The organism is Huintestinicola sp. (assembly GCF_050874005.1).
GTDB lineage: Bacteria > Bacillota > Clostridia > Oscillospirales > Ruminococcaceae > Huintestinicola.
This window is the reverse complement of record NZ_JBNMJV010000003.1, coordinates 41,387-61,317: the sequence shown is the minus strand read 5'-3', so window position 1 is coordinate 61,317 and position 19,931 is coordinate 41,387. Positions and strand designations below refer to the sequence as shown.

General features: G+C 48.7%; 12 protein-coding genes. 8 read left to right on the top strand and 4 right to left on the bottom strand.

Going from position 1 to position 19,931, the window contains the following annotated elements; all coding sequences use genetic code 11:
• The first annotated feature begins 949 nt into the window (after window positions 1–949).
• Genes ACR0QN_RS02030 through ftsH form a run of 8 tightly spaced genes read left to right on the top strand, consistent with a single transcriptional unit; the run spans window position 950 to window position 11,359 of the window.
• Window positions 950–2,599: a ribonuclease J gene (locus ACR0QN_RS02030; protein ID WP_432649562.1), complete on the top strand. Its 1,650-nt coding sequence runs from the start codon at window positions 950–952 to the stop codon at window positions 2,597–2,599.
• Window positions 2,600–2,627: 28 nt separating this feature from the next.
• Window positions 2,628–4,787 (top strand): DHH family phosphoesterase, encoded by a 2,160-nt coding sequence (locus ACR0QN_RS02025; protein WP_432649519.1) that lies wholly within the window; start codon window positions 2,628–2,630, stop codon window positions 4,785–4,787.
• Between the two features lie 35 nt (window positions 4,788–4,822).
• A complete protein-coding gene (locus tag ACR0QN_RS02020) occupies window positions 4,823–5,587 on the top strand; it encodes a suppressor of fused domain protein (protein WP_432649518.1) in 765 nt (254 codons plus the stop codon).
• Window positions 5,588–5,618: 31 nt separating this feature from the next.
• Window positions 5,619–6,065 (top strand): 50S ribosomal protein L9, encoded by a 447-nt coding sequence (gene rplI, locus ACR0QN_RS02015; RefSeq protein WP_432649517.1) that lies wholly within the window; start codon window positions 5,619–5,621, stop codon window positions 6,063–6,065.
• A gap of 9 nt (window positions 6,066–6,074) precedes the next feature.
• On the top strand, window positions 6,075–7,430 hold the full coding sequence (gene dnaB / locus ACR0QN_RS02010) for a replicative DNA helicase (RefSeq protein WP_432649516.1): 1,356 nt from the start codon (window positions 6,075–6,077) through the stop codon (window positions 7,428–7,430).
• The gene (gene tilS / locus ACR0QN_RS02005; RefSeq protein WP_432649515.1) at window positions 7,411–8,829 is read left to right on the top strand and encodes a tRNA lysidine(34) synthetase TilS; all 1,419 of its coding nucleotides are present in this window, start codon (window positions 7,411–7,413) and stop codon (window positions 8,827–8,829) included. The genes dnaB and tilS overlap by 20 nt, the downstream gene beginning before the upstream one ends.
• Window positions 8,807–9,358, top strand: a complete 552-nt coding sequence (hpt, locus tag ACR0QN_RS02000) for a hypoxanthine phosphoribosyltransferase (protein WP_432649514.1) — start codon at window positions 8,807–8,809, stop codon at window positions 9,356–9,358. Before tilS ends, hpt begins: the two co-directional genes overlap by 23 nt.
• 54 nt (window positions 9,359–9,412) lie before the next feature.
• On the top strand, window positions 9,413–11,359 hold the full coding sequence (gene ftsH / locus ACR0QN_RS01995) for an ATP-dependent zinc metalloprotease FtsH (RefSeq protein ID WP_432649513.1): 1,947 nt from the start codon (window positions 9,413–9,415) through the stop codon (window positions 11,357–11,359).
• Window positions 11,360–11,445: 86 nt separating this feature from the next.
• Here ftsH and pflA read toward each other — a convergent pair whose 3' ends face one another.
• The 4 genes from pflA to ACR0QN_RS01975 form a co-directional block, all read right to left on the bottom strand.
• A complete protein-coding gene (gene pflA, locus ACR0QN_RS01990; protein WP_432649512.1) occupies window positions 11,446–12,213 on the bottom strand; it encodes a pyruvate formate-lyase-activating protein in 768 nt (255 codons plus the stop codon).
• Between the two features lie 12 nt (window positions 12,214–12,225).
• Complete coding sequence (gene grcA3 / locus ACR0QN_RS01985; RefSeq protein ID WP_432649561.1) at window positions 12,226–12,501, bottom strand: autonomous glycyl radical cofactor GrcA3; 276 nt, start codon at window positions 12,499–12,501, stop codon at window positions 12,226–12,228.
• 136 nt (window positions 12,502–12,637) lie between these two features.
• Window positions 12,638–14,719, bottom strand: a complete 2,082-nt coding sequence (gene pflB, locus ACR0QN_RS01980; RefSeq protein WP_432649560.1) for a formate C-acetyltransferase — start codon at window positions 14,717–14,719, stop codon at window positions 12,638–12,640.
• Between the two features lie 429 nt (window positions 14,720–15,148).
• Window positions 15,149–19,915, bottom strand: coding sequence for a hypothetical protein (locus tag ACR0QN_RS01975; RefSeq protein WP_432649511.1), 4,767 nt, complete (start codon window positions 19,913–19,915; stop codon window positions 15,149–15,151).
• Window positions 19,916–19,931 lie beyond the last annotated feature (16 nt).

The window sequence follows — 19,931 nt, the reverse complement described above, 5'->3', positions numbered from 1 at the left end:
ATGCGGCTTGCTGCATACCGCTTATTCTGTAATTCTTTTTTTCACATTCCCAAATGATCTTACAAAAAACAGAAAATGCCGTTTACGCTCCCGTCTGTTTCTCTTACCGCCGAAAATGGGCTTGCCGTTAAAAGGCATATGGACTCGGATAAATACAGACGATCTTAATTTTTATGGGACGGCTTATTATAAAAATATTATATTCTCCGAAGCGCTTGTCCACACAATAACTTTACAATTCACAGATCCCGAAGCAGAATTTATCGGGAAAACAATGGTATTATTTGATGAAATGAGGTAAACAAAATTGGCTGAAAACCGAAACAATGAAAATGAGCCCACAGTAAACGAATACGGTGAAAAGATCGCTCCCAAGGGCGAGAGGAAAGAAACCTCCGCTCCCTCCGAAAACAGGCGCTACAACAGCTATCAGAACAACAAGCGCACCTACAATCAGCGCAGACCTATGCTCCCCCCCAGAGGAGTTTCTCCCGAAAGCTTCGACAGACAGCAGAGCTCGGGTGCTCCCCGTACCGCTTCTCAGTCGGACTCTCAGGGCGAGAGCCGTCCCTATGAGCAGCGCAGACCTTACAAAAACTACAATAACAACAAGCCCTATTACAACAATAACAGAAGCTACAATAACCGCTCATATGACAACAGAAGCTATGACAGGCAGTACACCAAGCCCTACAGATCACCCGAGCAGACCTCTGACAAGCCTGCTGCCGATACTTCCGTTTTTGAAAAGACCTCCTTTGAAAGAAGCTACGAAAAATCCTATCCAAGAAACAACTACCGTGATGAAAGCAGATATCAGTCAAGCAGCAGATATCAGCGCAGAAGCTACAATCCCCCTGCCGTTCCCGGGGAAAATGTTCCCGAGGTACCTGCTCAGGAGGACTTCGGCTGCTATCACTCCAATCACAGGGCGGTAAAGCGCACTCCTCTGAAAATTATCCCTCTTGGCGGTCTCAACGAGATCGGCAAGAATATGACCGTTTTTGAGTGCGGCAATGATATGTTCATTGTGGACTGCGGTCTTGCATTTCCCGACAGCGATATGCCCGGCGTTGACCTTGTTATCCCCGATTTTTCCTATGTGGAGCAGAACATCTCCAAGGTAAGGGGTATCGTTATTACTCACGGTCACGAGGACCACATCGGGTCGCTTGCTTATCTTCTGAAAAAATGCAACATTCCTGTTTATGCTACACGTCTTACCATCGGTCTTATCGAGGGCAAGCTCAAGGAGCATAACCTTATGGGACAGGCTAAGCTCAATGTTGTTACTCCCCGTCAGACTGTCAAGATGGGCTGTATGGCGGTGGAATTCATAAGAGTTAATCACTCCATTCCCGACGCTGTGGGTCTGGCTATCCACACACCTGCGGGCATTGTTATCCACACAGGCGACTTCAAGGTGGACTTTACTCCCATTGAGGGAGGCATTATCGACCTGGCAAGGTTCGGCGAGCTTGGAAACAGGGGCGTTCTCGCTCTTATGTCCGACTCCACCAATGCGGAAAGACCCGGTCACACCGCTTCCGAGCGCACTGTGGGCGAATCCTTTGAAAAGCTTTTTGCTAAGGCTGAGGGCAAGAGGATAATCATTGCCACCTTTGCTTCAAACATTCACCGCATTCAGCAGATAATCAACAAGGCTGTGAGCAGCGACAGAAAGGTGGCTGTTTTCGGCAGAAGTATGCTGAACGTTATTTCCACCGCTATGGAGCTTGGCTACCTTTCCGTTCCCGAGGGCGTTATCATCGACATTGACACGATGAACAAGTATCCCCCCGAGAAGATAGTTCTCATCACCACAGGCAGTCAGGGCGAGCCTATGTCCGCTCTTACAAGAATGGCGATGAATGAGCACAGAAGCGTTACCATTACTCCGATGGACTATATCATCATCAGCGCCAACCCAATCCCCGGAAACGAGAAGTACGTTACAAAGGTTGTCAACGAGCTGCTTAAAGCAGGTGCTGAGGTCATTTACGAGTCTATGTATGACGTTCACGTTTCGGGTCACGCTTGTCAGGAGGAGATAAAGCTTATTATGTCTCTCACCCGTCCCCGTTTCTTCATTCCCGTTCACGGCGAGTACAAGCACCTTAAAAAGAGTGCTGCTCTTGCATACTCTATGGGCATTCCCGAGAGCAATGTTATAATCGGCTCTATTGGTGATGTTATCGAGACTGACGGCGTTAACATTGGCGTTACGGGCAAGGTCCAGGCAGGCAGAGTGCTTGTGGACGGTCTGGGCGTGGGCGACGTTGGCTCCATTGTTCTCAGAGACAGAAAGCATCTTGCGGAGGACGGTCTTATCGTTGTGGTCGCCACCATTGAAAGCGAAAGCGGCACCATTCTCGCAGGTCCCGACATTCTCTCAAGAGGCTTCGTTTACGTGAGGGAAAACGAGGAGATGATGGAGGCTGCAAGGGATATCCTCAGAAAGACTCTCGAGTCCTGCCTGTCCGGCGGCGTGAGAGACTGGAACAGCATCAAGTCGGGTCTCAGAGACTCCCTCAGCGACTATATCTATATGAAAACAAAGCGCAATCCTATGATACTCCCTATCATTGAGGAGATATGAGAAAGATATAAAAAGGCGGGTGGTTAAAATGACGGGCAAAAGCAGGAATTTGTTTAAGCTGGTGTCTATGCTTCTTGTGGCTTCATCGCTTTACTGTGCATTCGGCATACTTGGCGGCGGTGAGGTAAGGTTCTGGATATCTCTCTGCATTACTTCTCTTATCGGTATTGCTTATCTGATACTCTTTATGCAGAACGAAAAGGAGCTTGAGGAGGCTAAAAAGAAAGCCGATGATTCGCCCGACGACACCTCCACCGTAAGCCGCTACTTTATGAAATACTGCCCTATCCCTGCCATTGTTGCGGACGAGACGGGAACGGTAAGGGCAAAGACCAAGGGGGCGGCAGAGCTGCTCCCCGAACTGAAAGACCTTAAAATGCTGGGTGCGCCTATTGATGTGAACAGCCTGACTGCCGACAGCAACGGGGAAATGAAAACCTTTGAGTGGGAACATTACCGTGTGGAATACTTTACCGCAGTAAACACGGGTGAGACGGGCAGATATTTTACCTTTCTCTTTTTCAAGGATCTCAGCGAAGCACACATTCTCAGAGAGGAAGCGGAGGACAGCAGAAATTATGTGGCTCTCCTGCTTATTGACGAGTACGACGAGCTGTTCTCCTACGAGAAGGACTCCAAACGAAGCGAGGTCGTTATCAAGATCGACAAGATCGCCGAGAAATTTGTGGAAAAGCACAACGGTCTTTTAAAGAAGCTGTCTGATGACAAGTATTTCGCTATTCTCAGCGAAAAAGAGCTGAAGCATATGGAGGAAAAGGATTATCTTGCTCTCCTTGAAGAAATGCACAGCATTCACGTTTCCGAACGCACTCACGTTTCCCTTTCTATGGGCATAGGCAGGGGCGGAAACAGTCTCAGGGAAAGCGAGGAGATCGCACGCAGCGCTCTCAGCGTTTCCCAGAAGCAGGGCGGAGACCACGTTGTTATCAAAAGCAGCAATAATGACACAAGCTATGTTTCCTACGGCGGCGCTTCCACAAAAACCGAGGTAAATTCCCAGTCCAAGGTCAAGCTTTTCAGCGACAGGCTGAAAGATCACGCAAAAGCCTCGGACAAGATCATCATTATGGGTCACAATTTCAGCGATATGGACGCTGTGGGTGCAGCTTCCGGTCTCGGCGGCGCTCTGCGTGCTCTGGGATTTTCCGCTTACGTATATGTTAACCGTGAGACCACCCTTGCTATGTCCCTCATTGAACGTCTTTATGCCAATATCGAAAATGAGGCGAAGGAGCTTTTCATTTCCGAGGAGGACGCTCTTGAGCTTATCACAGAGGACACTCTCGTAATTATCGTTGACACAAACGGCAAGCGTAATATCGACAGCCCTGCTATATATGAGAAGGCTGCAAAGGTCATTTACATTGACCACCACATTCAGACTCAATGTCCTATCGACAATTTCATCGACCGCTACCACGACTCGGAGGCTTCATCTGCCAGCGAAATAGTCACAGAGGTCATCAGATACAACAATCTTAAAAACAAGCTGTCCTGCTACTATGCAGACGCTCTGCTTTCGGGCATTACCCTTGACACAAAGGATTTTGTTATGAAAACCGGTGTGCGGACCTTTGAAGCGGCGGCTTATCTCAAGGACCTTGGCGCTGACCCTGTATCCGTAAAGCTCCTGTTTGCAAATTCCTTTGACATTGACAAGCTGCGGTCAAAGCTGGTGGAGGGCACGGAAAATTACAACAACTATGCAATTACCTGTCTCGGCGAGGACACTTTCAAGGAATATAGTCTGATAAATGACGACGAGCTTGAGACTGCCAGAAGAATAGTTTCCGAGCGCAGCTCACAAAACGGCGTGCTTCTCTCGGGAGCAGATCTTGACAAGGCGGCGGTATCATATGCTGCAGACAAAAAGGCGGGCATTATCAAGGTGGCGGCGGCTCAGGCGGCAGACCAGCTGCTGAACACGCTGAACATCAAGGCAAGCTTTGCCGTTTTCAGGACAAATGACAATAACATCAAGATTTCCGCCCGCTCCTACGGCACCGTAAGCGGCGGCGCAAATGTGCAGGATATCGTTAAGCGTCTGGGCGGCGGCGGTCACATCACTATGGCGGCTGTGGATATTAAAAACAAGTCCCTTGAAGATGTCTGCGGTATGCTCAGAAACGCTCTTGACGAATATGACTCCGCTATGAAGTCTATTTGAGTGCGGCGGTTTTATATTACTGAGGACTGATCTTAATGGGTATTTTTTCAAAGCTTTTCTTCTCTGCCGCAGGAGCTGTAAAACGGCTCACGGGCAAGGTGGCTCCCACGCTGTATCTTGAAGAGATAGAAAAGCATTTCGCAGATGTGTTTGAATATAAGCCTGATGAAGCAAGAGTTTTTCATGAGCTGATGTCGGACTTTGTTCACATTGATGTTCATATCGTTCCCCCAAGCGAAAAGCGGAACTTCTATCTGCTCTTTACCACGGGAATGAGCGACCTTCCTATGACGCTCCCCAAGGAATGCTCCTGGGACGAGAGGAAGATAAACGAGAGAGCTGAGCTTTACTGTCTGCTGCCCCCCGACTGGAAATTCGACGGGTTCGGGGACAAAGCTGAGACTGCGAGGTATTTGTGGGTCATTACCGTTCTTAAACAGGCGGCAAGGTATCCTCATCAATGCAAAAGCTGTCTCGGAAGTATGCATTCTCTCCAGTTTACCGAGGAGAACACTCCCTTTGCGGACAACACAGGCTTCTGCTCGGCGGTCTTTCTTCACTCGGACGAGAGGGACTTCGGAGGAAAATATGGCGACAGGCTGAATAATTTCCGCACGGAGGACGGGGCATACATCAATCTCCTATGCCTTATACCGATGTATGAGGACGAGATGAATTTCAAGAAAGAAAAGGGCGGAAATGAGCTGTTTCTGCGGCTTTTCGGGGAAACGGTCACAGACTTTTCCCAGCTTGTGATCGATATCAACAGAGAAAGCGTTTGTATGAACAGACGCATCTGATACTTTATAAATATTTTTGGAGGTAATCACTATGAAGGTAATTTTTTTACAGGACGTTAAGGGCTCCGGCAAAAAGGGCGAGGTAAAAGAGGTCTCCGACGGCTACGCAAGAAATTTCCTTATCGGAAAGGGTCTTGCTGTAGAGGCAAGCGCAAAGAATATGTCCGACCTTGCAGGAAAAAAGTCTTCCGAGCAGCACAAGGCTGATGTGGCTCGTCAGGAGGCTCTTGACAATGCTGCCAAGCTCAAGGGCAAGAATGTTGTCATAAAGGCTAAGGCAGGTGCGGGCGGAAAGCTCTTCGGCGCTGTTACCGCTTCTCACGTGGCTGAGGCTGTTTCACAGCAGCTGGGCGTTACCGTTGAGAAGAAGAAAATTGCTCTCAGCTCCGAAATAAAGGCTTTCGGAGGTTACTCCGCAGAGGTCAAGCTTCACCCCGGCATCTCCGAAAAGATCACTGTTAACGTGGTCGAGGAATAAGGTGTCCATATGGATCTTGAAGAGATAGCAGGGCGTGAAATGCCCCACAGCGTTGAGGCGGAACAGACCGTTCTTGGCGCTGTGCTTATGGATTCGGAGCTTTTAGGCACGGTGATGAACTATGTCAAACCCGAAAGCTTCTATGTTTCAAAGCACAGGCAGCTTTTTGCAATTATCATAAGGCTTTTTACCCTTGGCGTAAATTCGGACATCATCACCGTTCTTGACGAGGCTGTCAGAGAGGGCGTTTTCGAGGATTCAGGCTCGGGTAAGGAATACCTTGCCGCCATTATGGAGGGCGTTCCCACCCTTGCGAACATCGAAAGCTACTGCAAGATAGTTGAGGAAAAGTATTATCTCCGCTCTCTTGTTGAGGCTGCAAAAAACATTATCGAAAACTGCACGGAGGCTTCCGAGCCTGCTTCGGTGATACTTGATTCCGCAGAGCAGATGATATATGACATCAGGCAGGGCAAGGAGGTTGACGGTCTTACCAAGGTGGACGAGGTGCTCCTTGACACCTACGATCACCTTAACCGCATTTCCGGCGTTGACAAGGAGAAATATCAGGGCGCTAAGTCCGGATATTCCGATCTGGATAACGTTATAAGCGGTCTTAACAAGTCTGACCTGCTGATCCTTGCTGCCCGTCCCGGTATGGGAAAGACTTCGTTTGCGCTGAACATTGCCGCAAATGTATGCAGGAGAAGCGCCGACAAGGAAGTTGTCATATTCTCTCTGGAAATGTCAAAGGAACAGCTTGTTACACGTATGCTGTCGGCGGAGAGCCTTGTGGACAGCGACCACCTTATCAAGGGCAACATTGACGAAAAGGACTGGGAAAAGCTGGCTCAGGGCGCTGACAGAATGGCGGGTATGAATTTATATCTTGACGATACGGCGGGCATTACCGTTGTGCAGATGAAGGCTAAGCTCAGACGTCTTAAAAACGTGGGGCTTGTTATCATCGACTATTTACAGCTGATGAACTCAAGCAAGCGCATTGAAAACCGTGTTAACGAAATTTCCGACATTACAAGACAGTTAAAGCTTATGGCAAAGGAGCTTAATGTGCCTGTTATCACCCTTTCACAGCTTTCACGTTCCGTTGAGTCCCGTCCCGACAAGAGACCTTTGCTTTCAGACCTTCGTGAGTCCGGTTCTATCGAGCAGGATGCGGATATCGTTATGTTCCTCTACCGTGACGGTTATTACAACAAGGACAAGGTGGAGGACGTTAATCTGGCGGAATGTATCGTGGCGAAAAACCGTCACGGTGAGACGGGTACGGTAAATCTCAGATGGAACGGTCAGTACACGCTGTTCCTCAGCGAGGACAGACGGTTTGCCCCGTCTGAAAGCTGATATGGGCGTTTGCGAGACTGTTCGTGAAACTATTTCACGATACGGTATGATACCGAGGGGAAGCAGGGTGATCGCCTGCCTTTCGGGCGGGGCGGACAGCGTTTGTCTGCTGAGAGTTCTCGAAATGCTCCGAAATGACCTTGGTTTTTCCCTTTTTGCCGTTCACGTGAACCACTGTTTGCGTGGCGAGGAAAGCGACAGGGATATGCGGTTCTGCGAGGAGCTTTGCAGAGGTCTTGACATTCCCCTGTCCGTTTATCACGTTGATGTGAAGGGCTATTGTGCGGAAAAGGGCACGTCCACCGAGGAGGGGGCACGCATTCTGCGGTACGGGGTTTTTGAAAGGGAGTCCGAAAAGCTTGGCGGTGCTCTTATTGCAACGGCTCACAACAAGGGGGACAACAGCGAGACTGTTATTTTTAACCTTGCACGTGGCACAGGTATCCGTGGGCTTCGGGGCATTCCCCCAAAAAGAGACAGCATTATCCGTCCGCTCCTTGGGGTCACAAGGGCGGAGATAGAGGTTCTTCTTACATCTCTTGGGCAGGGATATGTGACGGACAGCACCAATCTTACCGAGGACTATTCCCGCAACATCATCAGGCACAGGGTAGTTCCCGTTCTTGAAGGGATAAACGAAAATTTTACCGAGGCGGTTTCACGGTTGTCTGAAAGTGCCGCTGAGGACGAGGAATATTTTGAAAAGCTTCTTGAAACTATTCCCCATAACGAGATATGCGGATATCCCCCTTCGGTGCGGAAAAGATATATCAGAAAACTGCTGTCGGAGGCAAATATCGAATGTTCCTTTGAGCGGCTTTCTATTCTTGACGGTATGATGGTATCGGGAAAAAATGCAAAATACCAGCTTAAAGGAGATGTATTTGCCGTATTTATGGGCGGCGTTATGGAGATAACAGCGCTTCCGTCATATGACAAAATTTCCTTTGAAAAAAAGATAGATTTTTTGCAAAATGACGAGATTGTCATTCCCGAATTTGATAAAACGGTGATAATTCGGAGACTTTGCAATGATATTTTGCAAAGGGGCGGCAATGTTCAAAGAAAATTAACAAATCACCTCGTAAGTTGTGATAAAATACAAGGTGTTGTTACTTTGCGAAACAAGCGTGACGGCGACAGGATCTGCTTTCATAACAGGGGGGTCACCACTAAGCTGAAAAAGCACTTTAATGCCCTGAAGCTTTCCGAAAGAGAGCGTAACTTAGCTCTTGTGATGGAGGACGAGGCAGGGGTTTTCTGGTGCGAATACGGCGGTGCGGCGGAAAGAGTTTTCCCCGAAAGTATTGCTTTCACCGAAAGCACAGACTGCACCGAAAATATATTTGAAATTTCAGTCAGAAAGACGGCGGATAATGATTACCGAAACATTAAATAACTTCGGCTACAGCGGGATAAAGCGTGAGCTTTTTTCCGCCGCCGAAATAAAGGAAAAAATTGACATTGCGGGCAGGAAATTATCACAAGACTTCCGGGGCAAGCCCCTTTTGCTCATCAGCGTTCTCAAGGGTTCATTCGTGTTCCTTGCAGACCTGTGCAGGGCGGTGGAGATACCCTGCGAGATCGGTTTTATGTCCGCTTCAAGCTATGGAAACAGCACTGTTTCCTCGGGAAATGTGAAAATCACTCTCGACCTTGACAGGGATATTTCAAAATATCACGTGGTCATAGCTGAGGATATTATAGATACGGGCAGAACTCTCGCAAGCATCTGCGAGCTGCTTCGTGAGCGGCACCCCCTTTCCCTAAGCGTTTACACTCTTTTAGACAAGCCCTCTCGCCGTGAAGTTGACTTTTCGGCGGACTACAGCCTGTTTACCGTTCCCGACCTGTTCGTGGTGGGCTACGGGCTGGACTGCGGGGAGAAATTCAGAAATCTTCCATATATTGCAGAGGCAGAGTTATAACTTTATTTTATTGTCGGTGCGGTATCTCCCGTATCAAGAAAGGAAAATCAGCAGATGAAAAAAGGCAGCGGTTTATTTATTTACATTATAATAGCCATTGTTCTGATGTTTTCAATGGTCTATTTCCTGAGACAGTCGTCTCAGCCAAAATCGGAATACACATATTCCCAGATAATGGAATATTTTGACAATTATGAGGTATCAAAATACACCTTCGATCTGGGTACGGGTGACCTGGAAATGACGGTCAACACCGCCGAGGGTACCAAGGAGATCAAGTACACAGTTCCCAATGTAAGCATTTTCATTGACGAGATACAGTACGCAAGCGGCGGCGAGGACAATTACCGTGAGGCTTACAACAAGCTCCACCCCGATGCTCCCCTCAGCCAGGAATACTACAAAATTCAGGACAACACCTGGCTTTACAACGTTCTGCCCTCTCTCGTTCTCATTATCCTTATGGTGGCGCTGTTCATCTTTATGATGAGACAGGCTGGCGGCGGCACCAAGCTCAACAACTTCGGCAAGGCTAATATCAAAAATCAGTCCAAGAAGAAAAACACCTTCAAGGACGTGGCAGGCGCTGACGAGGAAAAGCAGGAGCTTGCGGAGATAGTCGATTTCCTTAAAAATCCCAAGAAATACAATGACATAGGCGCAAGGATCCCCAAGGGCGTTCTTCTTATGGGTCCTCCGGGTACAGGTAAGACCCTGCTTGCAAAGGCTGTTGCAGGCGAGGCAGGAGTTCCCTTCTTCTCCATTTCCGGTTCGGACTTCGTGGAAATGTTCGTGGGCGTGGGTGCAAGCCGTGTAAGAGACCTTTTTGAGACAGCTAAGAAAAATGCTCCCGCTATCGTATTCATTGACGAGATCGACGCTGTAGGCCGTCAGAGAGGTGCAGGACTGGGCGGTGGTCACGATGAGCGTGAGCAGACCCTTAACCAGCTTCTTGTTGAGATGGACGGCTTTGAGGGCAACGAGGGCGTTATCGTTATCGCTGCCGCAAACAGACGTGATATCCTTGACCCCGCACTGCTTCGTCCCGGACGTTTCGACAGAGAGGTTATGGTGGGTTATCCCGATGTCAAGGGCAGAGAGGAAATCCTCAAGGTACACGCAAAGAACAAGCCCCTTGCTCCCGATGTTGACCTTAAGGTAATTGCCAAGACTACTCAGTTCTTCACAGGTGCCGATCTGGAAAACCTGCTTAATGAGGCTGCTCTCCTTGCTGCCCGTCACGACAGACGTGCTATCACCGAGGAGGATATTGAAGAGGCTACTCTGAAGGTTATTGCAGGTCCCGAAAAGAAATCCGCTCTTGTTACCGACCGTGACAAGAAGATCACTGCATTCCACGAGGCAGGTCACGCTGTTGCGGCTTATTATCTTCCCGAGTGCGAAAAAGTTCATCAGGTCACAACAATTCAGAGAGGACAGGCTGCAGGTCTTACGGTTTGCCGTCCCGAGACCGATGATAATCACGTGACTAAGGGTAAGATGTATCAGGACATCATTATGACTATGGGCGGCCGTGTTTCCGAGGCTCTGAGCTTTGACGATGTATGCACAGGCGCTTCGGGCGACATTCAGCAGGCTACAAAGCGTGCACGTGCCATGGTCACTCAGTACGGCTTCTCCGAGAAGCTGGGTCCCGTTCAGTACGGCGGCGGCAACAATGAGGTATTCCTTGGCAGAGATTACGGTCACACAACCGACTACAGCGAGTCTACCGCTGCTCTCATTGACGAGGAGGTCAAGGGGCTTATCACTAAGGCTTACAAGGAGTGCGAGGCGCTTCTCAAGGAGCATTATGACAAGGTGAAGGAGCTTGCGGAGTATCTTATTGAATACGAGAAGATAGACGGTAATGATTTTGAAAAGCTTATGAAGGGCGAACTCAAGTGGGAAAAGAACGAGAATAAGCCCGAAGACAAGGCTGACGCTGAGGTAAAGACAGAAGAAAAGTCCGAGGATAAGACTGAGGATAACAAGGAATAATTTTAAAGCTCCGAATCGAAAGGTTCGGAGCTTTTTTATATGCAGAAAAATGCCGCACATCACAAAATAATGATGTGCGGCATAAATTATTTGATGTTTCGTTCCGCCACAAGTCCGTCCTTGATACCCTGCATTATAATATCCCTTGCCTTGACTGCCTCTTCCTTCGGAAGTGGCTCAACATCTGCAAGAGCATAGTCGATGCCGAGATTTTTGTACTTTACCTTGCCCATATCGTGGTAGGGAAGAACATCAAGTGCCTTGACGGATTTCAGTTCCGAAATAAACTCGCCCAGACGATGAAGATATTCATCGTTCTGAGTAATTCCCGGAACTACTACGTGACGTATCCACAGCTCCTTTTTCTTTGCACTTGCGTATTTTGCAAAGGCAAGGATATTCTTGTTGCTGTGACCTGTGAGCTTCTTATGCTCCTCGTCGTCAATATGCTTGATATCAAGCATTATAACGTCCGTAACGTCCATAAGCCTGTCCACAGCGGAAGTGTCTGAGGGATTGAAGGTTATGCCCGAAGTGTCAAGGCAGGTGTGTATGCCACGTGCCTTTGCCTTTTCAAAAAGCTCCGTAAGGAAGGGCAGCTGCGCCATCGGCTCGCCGCCTGTGCAGGTAATTCCTCCGTTTTTAAGGAACTCCTTTACTCCCTCGTACATATCCAGTATCTCCTCGGCGGTCACTGCCTTTCCTACGCCGTTTGTATCGGTGTGGAACTCCCAGGTGTCGGGATTGTGGCAGTAAAGGCACCTCATTGGGCACCCCTGGAAAAAGACGACGAACCTGATACCGGGTCCGTCGACTGTTCCGAACGATTCAGTTGAGTGAATGAAGCCGTTCATATGATCGCTAAATCAAAGAGCTGCGTGGAATGTTCTGGAGATAACGTCGTCCTGCTGCTCCTTAGTAAGCTTGATGAAGTTTACTGCATATCCGGAAACACGGATAGTGAGCTGGGGATAGTTCTCGGGGTGCTTCTGAGCATCGAGAAGAGTATCTCTTGTAAGAACGTTAACATTGAGGTGGTGGCCTCCCTTGGTTGCATAACCGTCAAGAAGACCTACGAGGTTGTTTATCTGCTGTGCATTTGCTGCCATAGTAAAAACTCCTTTCATAAAACAAGTTAAAATATACTTGGTTGGTGTACTTTCTATATGCTAAATATAGCATATAAATATGTTCTTTTTGTGCCGATAGTCTTAACATATTGTAAAGACTATCGGCTCAAAACATTTAATCAAACAATTAGTCTTGTCTTTTCAGATCTTATCTGTCGTTGTCGCTGGTGTTGGGGATATTAGCGCAGGTAGGGCAGAGAGCATCAATATCAATGTCGCCCACAAATACGCCGCCGTCCTTACCGAGAGCATCGGGAATGATGGAGAAGGTATTGGAGATACCGTCCTGTGCATTGGAGAACTGGAGCTTGGATACAGAGGAGAGGGATGCGGAAGCACCGTGAGTATCTCTGCCGTGCATAGGATTAGCACCGGGAGCAAGAGGCACACCCTGCTTACGTCCGTCAGGTGTAGAACCTGTCTTCTTACCGTAAACTACATTGGAAGTAATTGTGAGGATAGAAGTTGTAGGAATACCATTTCTGTATGTATGCTGCTGACGGATCTTGTTCATAAATCTGTTGAGAACATCTTCTGCGATCTCGTCAACACGGTCATCATCGTTGCCGTACTTGGGGAAGTCACCCTCGATCTCGTAGTCAACAACAATACCCTGCTCGTTTCTGATGGTCTTTACCTTAGCATACTTGATAGCGGAGAGGGAATCTGCTACAACGGAGATGCCGGCGATACCTGTTGCGAAGTATCTCTTTACCTCTCTGTCGTGAAGAGCCATCTGGAGGCTCTCGTAGCAGTACTTATCGTGCATATAGTGAATGATGTTAAGGGTGTTAACATAAAGCTCTGCGAGCCAGGTCATCATATCATCATATCTCTCCATAACCTCGTCAAAGTCAAGGTACTCGGAGGTAATGGGTCTGAGCTTTGTAGCTACCTGAACGCCGCTGATCTCGTCTACGCCGCCGTTGATAGCGTAAAGAAGGCACTTTGCGAGGTTTGCTCTTGCGCCGAAGAACTGCATTTCCTTGCCGACTCTCATAGAGGATACGCAGCAAGCGATTGCATAGTCATCGCCGTGAGTTACTCTCATAAGGTCATCGTTCTCGTACTGAATGGAAGATGTGTTGATAGAGATCTTTGCACAGTATGCCTTCCAAGCAGCGGGGAGTCTTGTGGACCAGAGAACAGTCATATTAGGCTCGGGAGATGTGCCCAGGTTCTCGAGAGTGTGGAGGTAACGGAAGCTGGTCTTTGTAACCATATGTCTGCCGTCAATGCCCATACCGCCGAGAGACTCTGTTACCCACTGGGGGTCACCGGAGAAGAGTGCGTTATACTCGGGAGTTCTTGCAAATCTTACGAGACGGAGCTTCATAATAAAGTGGTCGATAAGCTCCTGAGCCTCTACCTCGGTAATTCTGCCAAGCTTGAAGTCTCTCTCGAAGTAGATATCAAGGAATGTAGATGTACGTCCGAGGGACATTGCTGCGCCGTTCTGATCCTTAACTGCGCCAAGGTAGCCGAAGTAAACAGCCTGAACTGCTTCCTTAGCTGTAACTGCGGGCTTGGAAATATCGCAGCCGTAGATCTCAGCCATCTTCTTGAGGTTCTCAAGAGCACGAATCTGCTCTGCGATCTCCTCTCTTGCACGGATCTTTTCCTCGGTCATAGGGCAGGTGTAGAAAGCCTTCTGCTCCTTCTTGTCCTCGATAAGTCTGTCAACGCCGTACAGAGCAACACGTCTGTAGTCGCCGATAATTCTTCCTCTGCCGTATGCATCGGGAAGACCTGTGAGGATATGAGCTGTTCTTGCAGCTCTCATTTCGGGTGTATAAACATCGAATACGCCTGCGTTATGAGTCTTGCGGTACTCGGTGAAGATGTGCTTGATCTCGGGGTCAATGGTGTAACCGTTGTCTGCGCAAGCCTTCTCAGCCATTCTGAGGCCGCCGTAGGGCATAAGAGCTCTCTTAAAGGGCTTGTCTGTCTGGAGACCAACGATCTGCTCCAGATCCTTCTCAATATAGCCGGGGCCGTGAGATACGAGAGAGGATACTACCTTTGTATCCATATCGAGAACGCCGCCTGCTTCTCTTTCCTTCTTAGCAAGCTCCATTACGTCAGCCCAGAGCTTCTTGGTAGCGTCTGTGGGGTCTGCAAGGAAGCTTTCGTCGCCGTCATAGGGAGTGTAGTTTCTCTGGATAAAGTCACGGACATTGATCTCCTTAGTCCACTGGCCTCCATTGAAGCCTTCCCATTCCTGTGGCATCTGATTCATAGTTTAATTTCCTCCTTCAATCTTTCGCACCGCCCTTATGAGGCTGTGCGAAGCTATCTTCTGCGCCGTCCTTATGGGACGTGCAAAGCTAAAAGTGTTTAGATATGCCGTTATGTACAAAATTGCACATAAAATTTTATAGCAGACCCCCGTGTATTATGCGTTCACATAAAAGGGATCCGATAAACTATACTTAATCGGTATCATTTTAATACCCAAAAAAACAGACCTTTTTGCCTTTCGGCAGAGGATTCTGTCCGCTCTATTCAGCTTCATTATTATGATACAACATATGCACACTTTTGTCAAGTGGTTTTTATGTTATTTTGGCAATTTTCATAAAAAATTGACCTGTATTTCACCGAAAACAACAGCCGCCGATACGTGATCGGCGGCATATGGTTTATTTTCGCATAAATTTTAGTGAACAAGCTTGTTTCCGCACTCGGCGCAGAACTTTGCAGTCTCGCTGACGATCTTGGCACCGCACTGGTCGCAGAACTTGATCTTGGGCTTAGCAGGTTCAGCAGACTTGGGTGCCTCGGGCTGAACAGGCTTTGCAGGCTCGGCAGGCTTGGGTGCCTCGGGCTGAACAGGCTTTGCAGGCTCGACAGGCTTTGCGGGCGCAGACTGTACGGGCTTTGCAGGCTCAGCAGGCTTGGGTGCCGCAGGCTGTACGGGCTTTGCAGGCTCGGCTGGCTTGGGTGCCGCAGGCTGTACGGGCTTTGCAGGCTCGACAGGCTTTGCGGGCGCAGGCTGTGCGGGCTTTGCAGTTTCAACAGGCTTTGCAGGCGCAGGCTGTGCAGGCTTTGCGCTCTCGATAGGCTTGATGGGCTTTACCTCGGGAATAGGCGAAACCACTACCTCAATGGGCTTTATGGGCTTGATAGGCTCGGGCTTCTTCTCGGGAACAGGCTCCTTCTTTTCGGGGACAGCCTCCTTCTTCTCAGGCTCAGGCTTGGGAGCTGCGGCAGCCTTTTCAGCTTCCTCGGCTCTCTTTCTTGCCTCTTCGATGTCCTTGCGCTCCTGCTCAAGCTCAAGAAGTTTTGCTTCCTCGGCAGCCTTGATCTCCTCGGCTTCCTTGAGCTTTGCATCGGTCTTGGATTTCTGAATAGCGGCAAGAACGCCGTTCAATACCTTTGCAGTGGCTTCAAAAAGCTTCTTTTCGATATTGGCGGGAAGCTCTGTTGCTTTTCCGCCTCTTTCGATGACCTTGAGCGATGCACCGAACAGACCTCCCTTACCCTCAAATCTCTCAATCTGATCAACAGGGATATGGAGCAGACCGCTGGTCTTGCCCATTCCGTAAAGGAAGTTTGTGGTGAGCAGGTAGGAGTCCTCGGGATGACCCGGAGTGAATTCGTGTGCCACAACGGGAAGCTCGAACTGCTCTGTTCTCGCATATGTGTTCTGAATCTTTACATAAATGCTCTCAAATGACTTGGAAATTCCGGGGATATAGAACTGAGACTCTCTGATATTGTTCTCGTCCATAAGCTTTTTAAGAAGCTGCACGTAGCCGTCTCTCTCCACAGTCTTGATATTTGTGATATGAAGCTCAACCTGAGTGATAAAGCGCTTTCTGTTATCCTCGTCGATATCCATTTCATTGATATCCTTGATAAGCTCGAAGCTGCGGTGTTCCCCTGCATTGCCGAGATTTTTGCACTTTTCCGCAAGGATATTGGCTTCTGCCTCACGTATCTTGGATCTTACTCTGCCGATATATCTCTGGAGCATATCATCGGGAGCGTGATTTTCATTCTTATTGATCTTCTCAAGAAGGACAATAAGCTCCGCACGGCTCATAGAATTGATATTTTCGGTGATCTTGGTGTAATACTGAACGTGGAGGTTTGTGACAGCCTCGTCGATCTTCTTGATGTAGGGGAAGGTGACCTCGGGAATGAAATCGCCCTCGGATATCTTCTCCTTTATCTCGGAAAGCTTCTTGATATCCTGCTTTGAAATATCGCCGCAGAGCATATCAAGCTCTTCCTTCTGGAGGAATTCTCTGCGTTCCTGGAGCTTTGCAGCGGAAGCCTCGTAAAGCTTCGGGTCAAGGGCAGGCTTGCGCTTGTCAAGCTCGTCCTCGAATTTATCAAGCTCCTCTGCAGTCAGCTTCTCGATAGATGCCATCTGCTTGTCAAACTCAGCCTTGTCGATCTGCTTGAGACGGCTCTCGATCTGCTCGGCATATGCCTTGCCCGGCTCCTTGTATTCGGGAGTTTCGCTGATGGCTATCTTCATGCTCATCAGCTTATCCTTGGGAGCGCTCTGGATATTCTTGCACAGGTCTGCAAGCTCCTGCTTGATAAGGGTCTCGGTGCGCTCGTCTATCTGCTTGATGTACTTAGCGGAAAGCTCCTTGTCGAATTCGCCGCCCGAAAGAGCCTCTCTGAGCTTGGAAAGTTCCTTTCTGGGAGTTGTGGCGATATTCTTGCAGAGATTTTCCATCTCGGACTTCATCAGGGTTATCTCCCTGCTTCTTATCTTTTCCAGATAGGATGCGGTGTTCTCTTTCTTGAAGCCCAGAGCGGCAATATCTGCGGAAAGCTTTTCAAGCTCGGGCTTTTTAAGCTTTTCGATATCCTTGCACATTGCGTCAAGCTTGTCGGTCTCTATCTTGTTGAATCGCTTGTCGATCTCGTCAAAATACTTCTTCACATATGCAGGGTCGAACTTCTCATCTTTAAGCTTCTCGGAAAGGGAAGCAAGCTCGGGCTTCTGCATATTGCCGATATTTTTGCACAGGTCGTCGGCTTCCTTGTTGTACAGAGTCTTTCTGCGTGCTTTGATGGTGTCGAAATAGCCCGATGTAAGTTCCTCGGGGTATTTGTCCTCCTTCAGAGTCTTTTCAAGAGCGTCAAGCTTTGCAAAGTCCATAGAGGGGATATCCCTGCACATTTCCGAAAGCTCTGCCTTGAGGAGAGCCTTTGCCCTTTCCTCGGTCATAGGAAGATACTTCTTTGCGATATCCTCGGGGCACTTTTCAGCCTTCAGTTCTCCTACTATCTTATCAAGGTCGGCCTTGTTCATCTGAGGAATGGTGTCGCACTTCTTGATAAATTCGGCATTCTTTATCTCGGTCTCACGCTCGTCAAGCTGAGCCTTGTACTTGTCGGTAAGGGAAACGGGATATTTTGCGGAAGCGATAACGGCTCTGAGACCGTCTATCTTTGCCTTGTCCGCAGTCTTTATGCCTGCAAAAACGCCCTCAACTTCCTTGGCAAGAAGCTCCTGCTTTCTTGCGGCAATGTCCTTTTTGTAGGGAGCCTTGAGAGCCTCACGGCACTTAACGGCGTCAAGCTTTGAGAGCATATCGTCGAGAGCCTTGTTGTCAGCCTGCGAAATGTCCTTGCAAAGCGCTGCAAGCTCTGTTTTTGCAAATCCGTCTCTTGCTTCATTTATCTTTGCAGTAAAGTGACGGGTGAACATCTTGTCATACTTGTCCGATGCAAGCACCTTTTCAAGCTCGTCAGCCTTTGCCTTGTCGGGGATAGCCTTGAACATTTCCGAAAGTTCTTTAAGCTGAGCGGTGAGAATGGCGTCCTTTACCTGAGCGATATAAGGAGCGGCAACTACCTCGTCATATTCATCATCGGAGACCTTGCCCAGTATAACATCAAGCTCTTCCGGCGTTTTAAGGGTAAGACCCGTACAGAGAAGCTTCAGCTGATTTTCCTCGCAGTTATTCATTGCAAGCTTTATTTTCAGCAGATATTTGCCCGCAGTTTTCTTGTCGAGCTTCATATCGTAGATGTACTTGCGGAGCTGCTTTAATTCGTCTGCATTCAGAGCGGAAAGGTCGGAGCATTTATCCGCAAGCTCAGCCTCGTTCTTCACAGCCTTCTCCATATCGGAAACTGTATCGAAAACGGTGCCGTTATATGTGCGTGCAGCTATCTCGTACTCCTTGCAGTATGTATCAAGCTCGTCTAAAACGGGAGCATTTTTCAGCTTGTATTTAGCTGCGGCAGCCCTCAGGTCCTCGGAAATAAGCGCAGCCTTTGCTCCTCCGCAGTTGAGCTTGCCCTCAGCGTCACGGCAGTCGGCAGGAATGTAGGACTTCGCCAGATATTCTCCAAGCTCCGCAGGAGTGAGTGCTGAGCTGTTCCAGAACAGGGAAATGTTCTCCACAGCCTCGGCGTCTGCGGGAGAAGCGGCTCTTGCCATATTGAACACCGCAGGGTATGCCGGACGAACTCTGAGCAGAGCGGCAATAGCCTTTTTAAGCTCCTCGGGAGAAGCTGCAGAAAGCTCCGCAGCCTTTAAGCCCTCGGCAAATTTCTCCTTGTCGGGAGCACTGTACTTAAAGCCGTAATTGTTCTTTTCGGAAACAAACTTTCTGAATTTTTCCTTGAGAGCGGCTGTATCATCGGAAGCATATTCCTTCTCGTCCACACTAACGCCGCACTTTTTGCCAAGCTTTGCAAAAAGCTTGGCGGTATATGCCTTTATATCAAAGTCGATATCGGCGGAATTAAATGCAGCTGCGTGAGGCTCCATATCGTTTTTGAGCCTGTCGCACAGCTCAAGGCCTCTGTCAAGCTCCTTGCAGCGTGATTCGTTCTTGTCGCAGGATATCTTTGTGCCGAATATCTCAAACTCGGTCTCGCCGATTATCTCGGGAGAAACAAACTCGGACATAAGCTCGTCAAGATAGCCTTCCATCTTCTCGGCAACGTCCTTGTCCGAAAGCACCGCAGGCTCCTCGGGAGTGCCTTTTTTATAGAGGAAGAAGTTTGTGAGCTTCTTAAAGGGCTGTATAACGTTTGTAAGGGGAGTAACGGGAGCGTAGGGCTTGCCCTCTTTCTTCATATGCTCCTCGCTGATGATGAGGGTGTCGTGCTTGCCGTCGATCATCCAGTCCTCGGCTTCAAATGCGCCGTTAAAAAGGAGATCAGATATATATACTTTGCCGTTCTGTGCAGCGATCGCTCTTGCCTCGGCTATTTTAAAAGGCTCAAATTCCTCTCCGTCGGCGGACATAAGGAGCATATCGGACATACGGCATATGTCAACGCTGTTGCTCTTAGCCTCATCCTGAGAGCAGGGAACATAGATGACCCCGTCAAGAAAAGGGTGACAGAAAAGCCGTCCGGCAGTAAAATACTTGTCGGTAAATTCGGCTCTGAACTCTGCACAGGCTGCCTTAAAGCGGCTGTAATCCCTAAAAATTTCCACAGTTGATTCCTCCCGT

What these genes read in the sequence shown, in the direction of transcription:
- rplI (WP_432649517.1), top strand. Translation starts at nt 5,619, where the DNA reads ATGAAGGTAATTTTTTTACAGGACGTTAAGGGCTCCGGCAAAAAGGGC.
- pflA (WP_432649512.1), bottom strand. Translation starts at nt 12,213, where the DNA reads ATGAACGGCTTCATTCACTCAACTGAATCGTTCGGAACAGTCGACGGA.
- hpt (WP_432649514.1), top strand. Translation starts at nt 8,807, where the DNA reads ATGATTACCGAAACATTAAATAACTTCGGCTACAGCGGGATAAAGCGT.
- dnaB (WP_432649516.1), top strand. Translation starts at nt 6,075, where the DNA reads ATGGATCTTGAAGAGATAGCAGGGCGTGAAATGCCCCACAGCGTTGAG.
- pflB (WP_432649560.1), bottom strand. Translation starts at nt 14,719, where the DNA reads ATGCCACAGGAATGGGAAGGCTTCAATGGAGGCCAGTGGACTAAGGAG.
- ACR0QN_RS02025 (WP_432649519.1), top strand. Translation starts at nt 2,628, where the DNA reads ATGACGGGCAAAAGCAGGAATTTGTTTAAGCTGGTGTCTATGCTTCTT.
- ftsH (WP_432649513.1), top strand. Translation starts at nt 9,413, where the DNA reads ATGAAAAAAGGCAGCGGTTTATTTATTTACATTATAATAGCCATTGTT.
- ACR0QN_RS02020 (WP_432649518.1), top strand. Translation starts at nt 4,823, where the DNA reads ATGGGTATTTTTTCAAAGCTTTTCTTCTCTGCCGCAGGAGCTGTAAAA.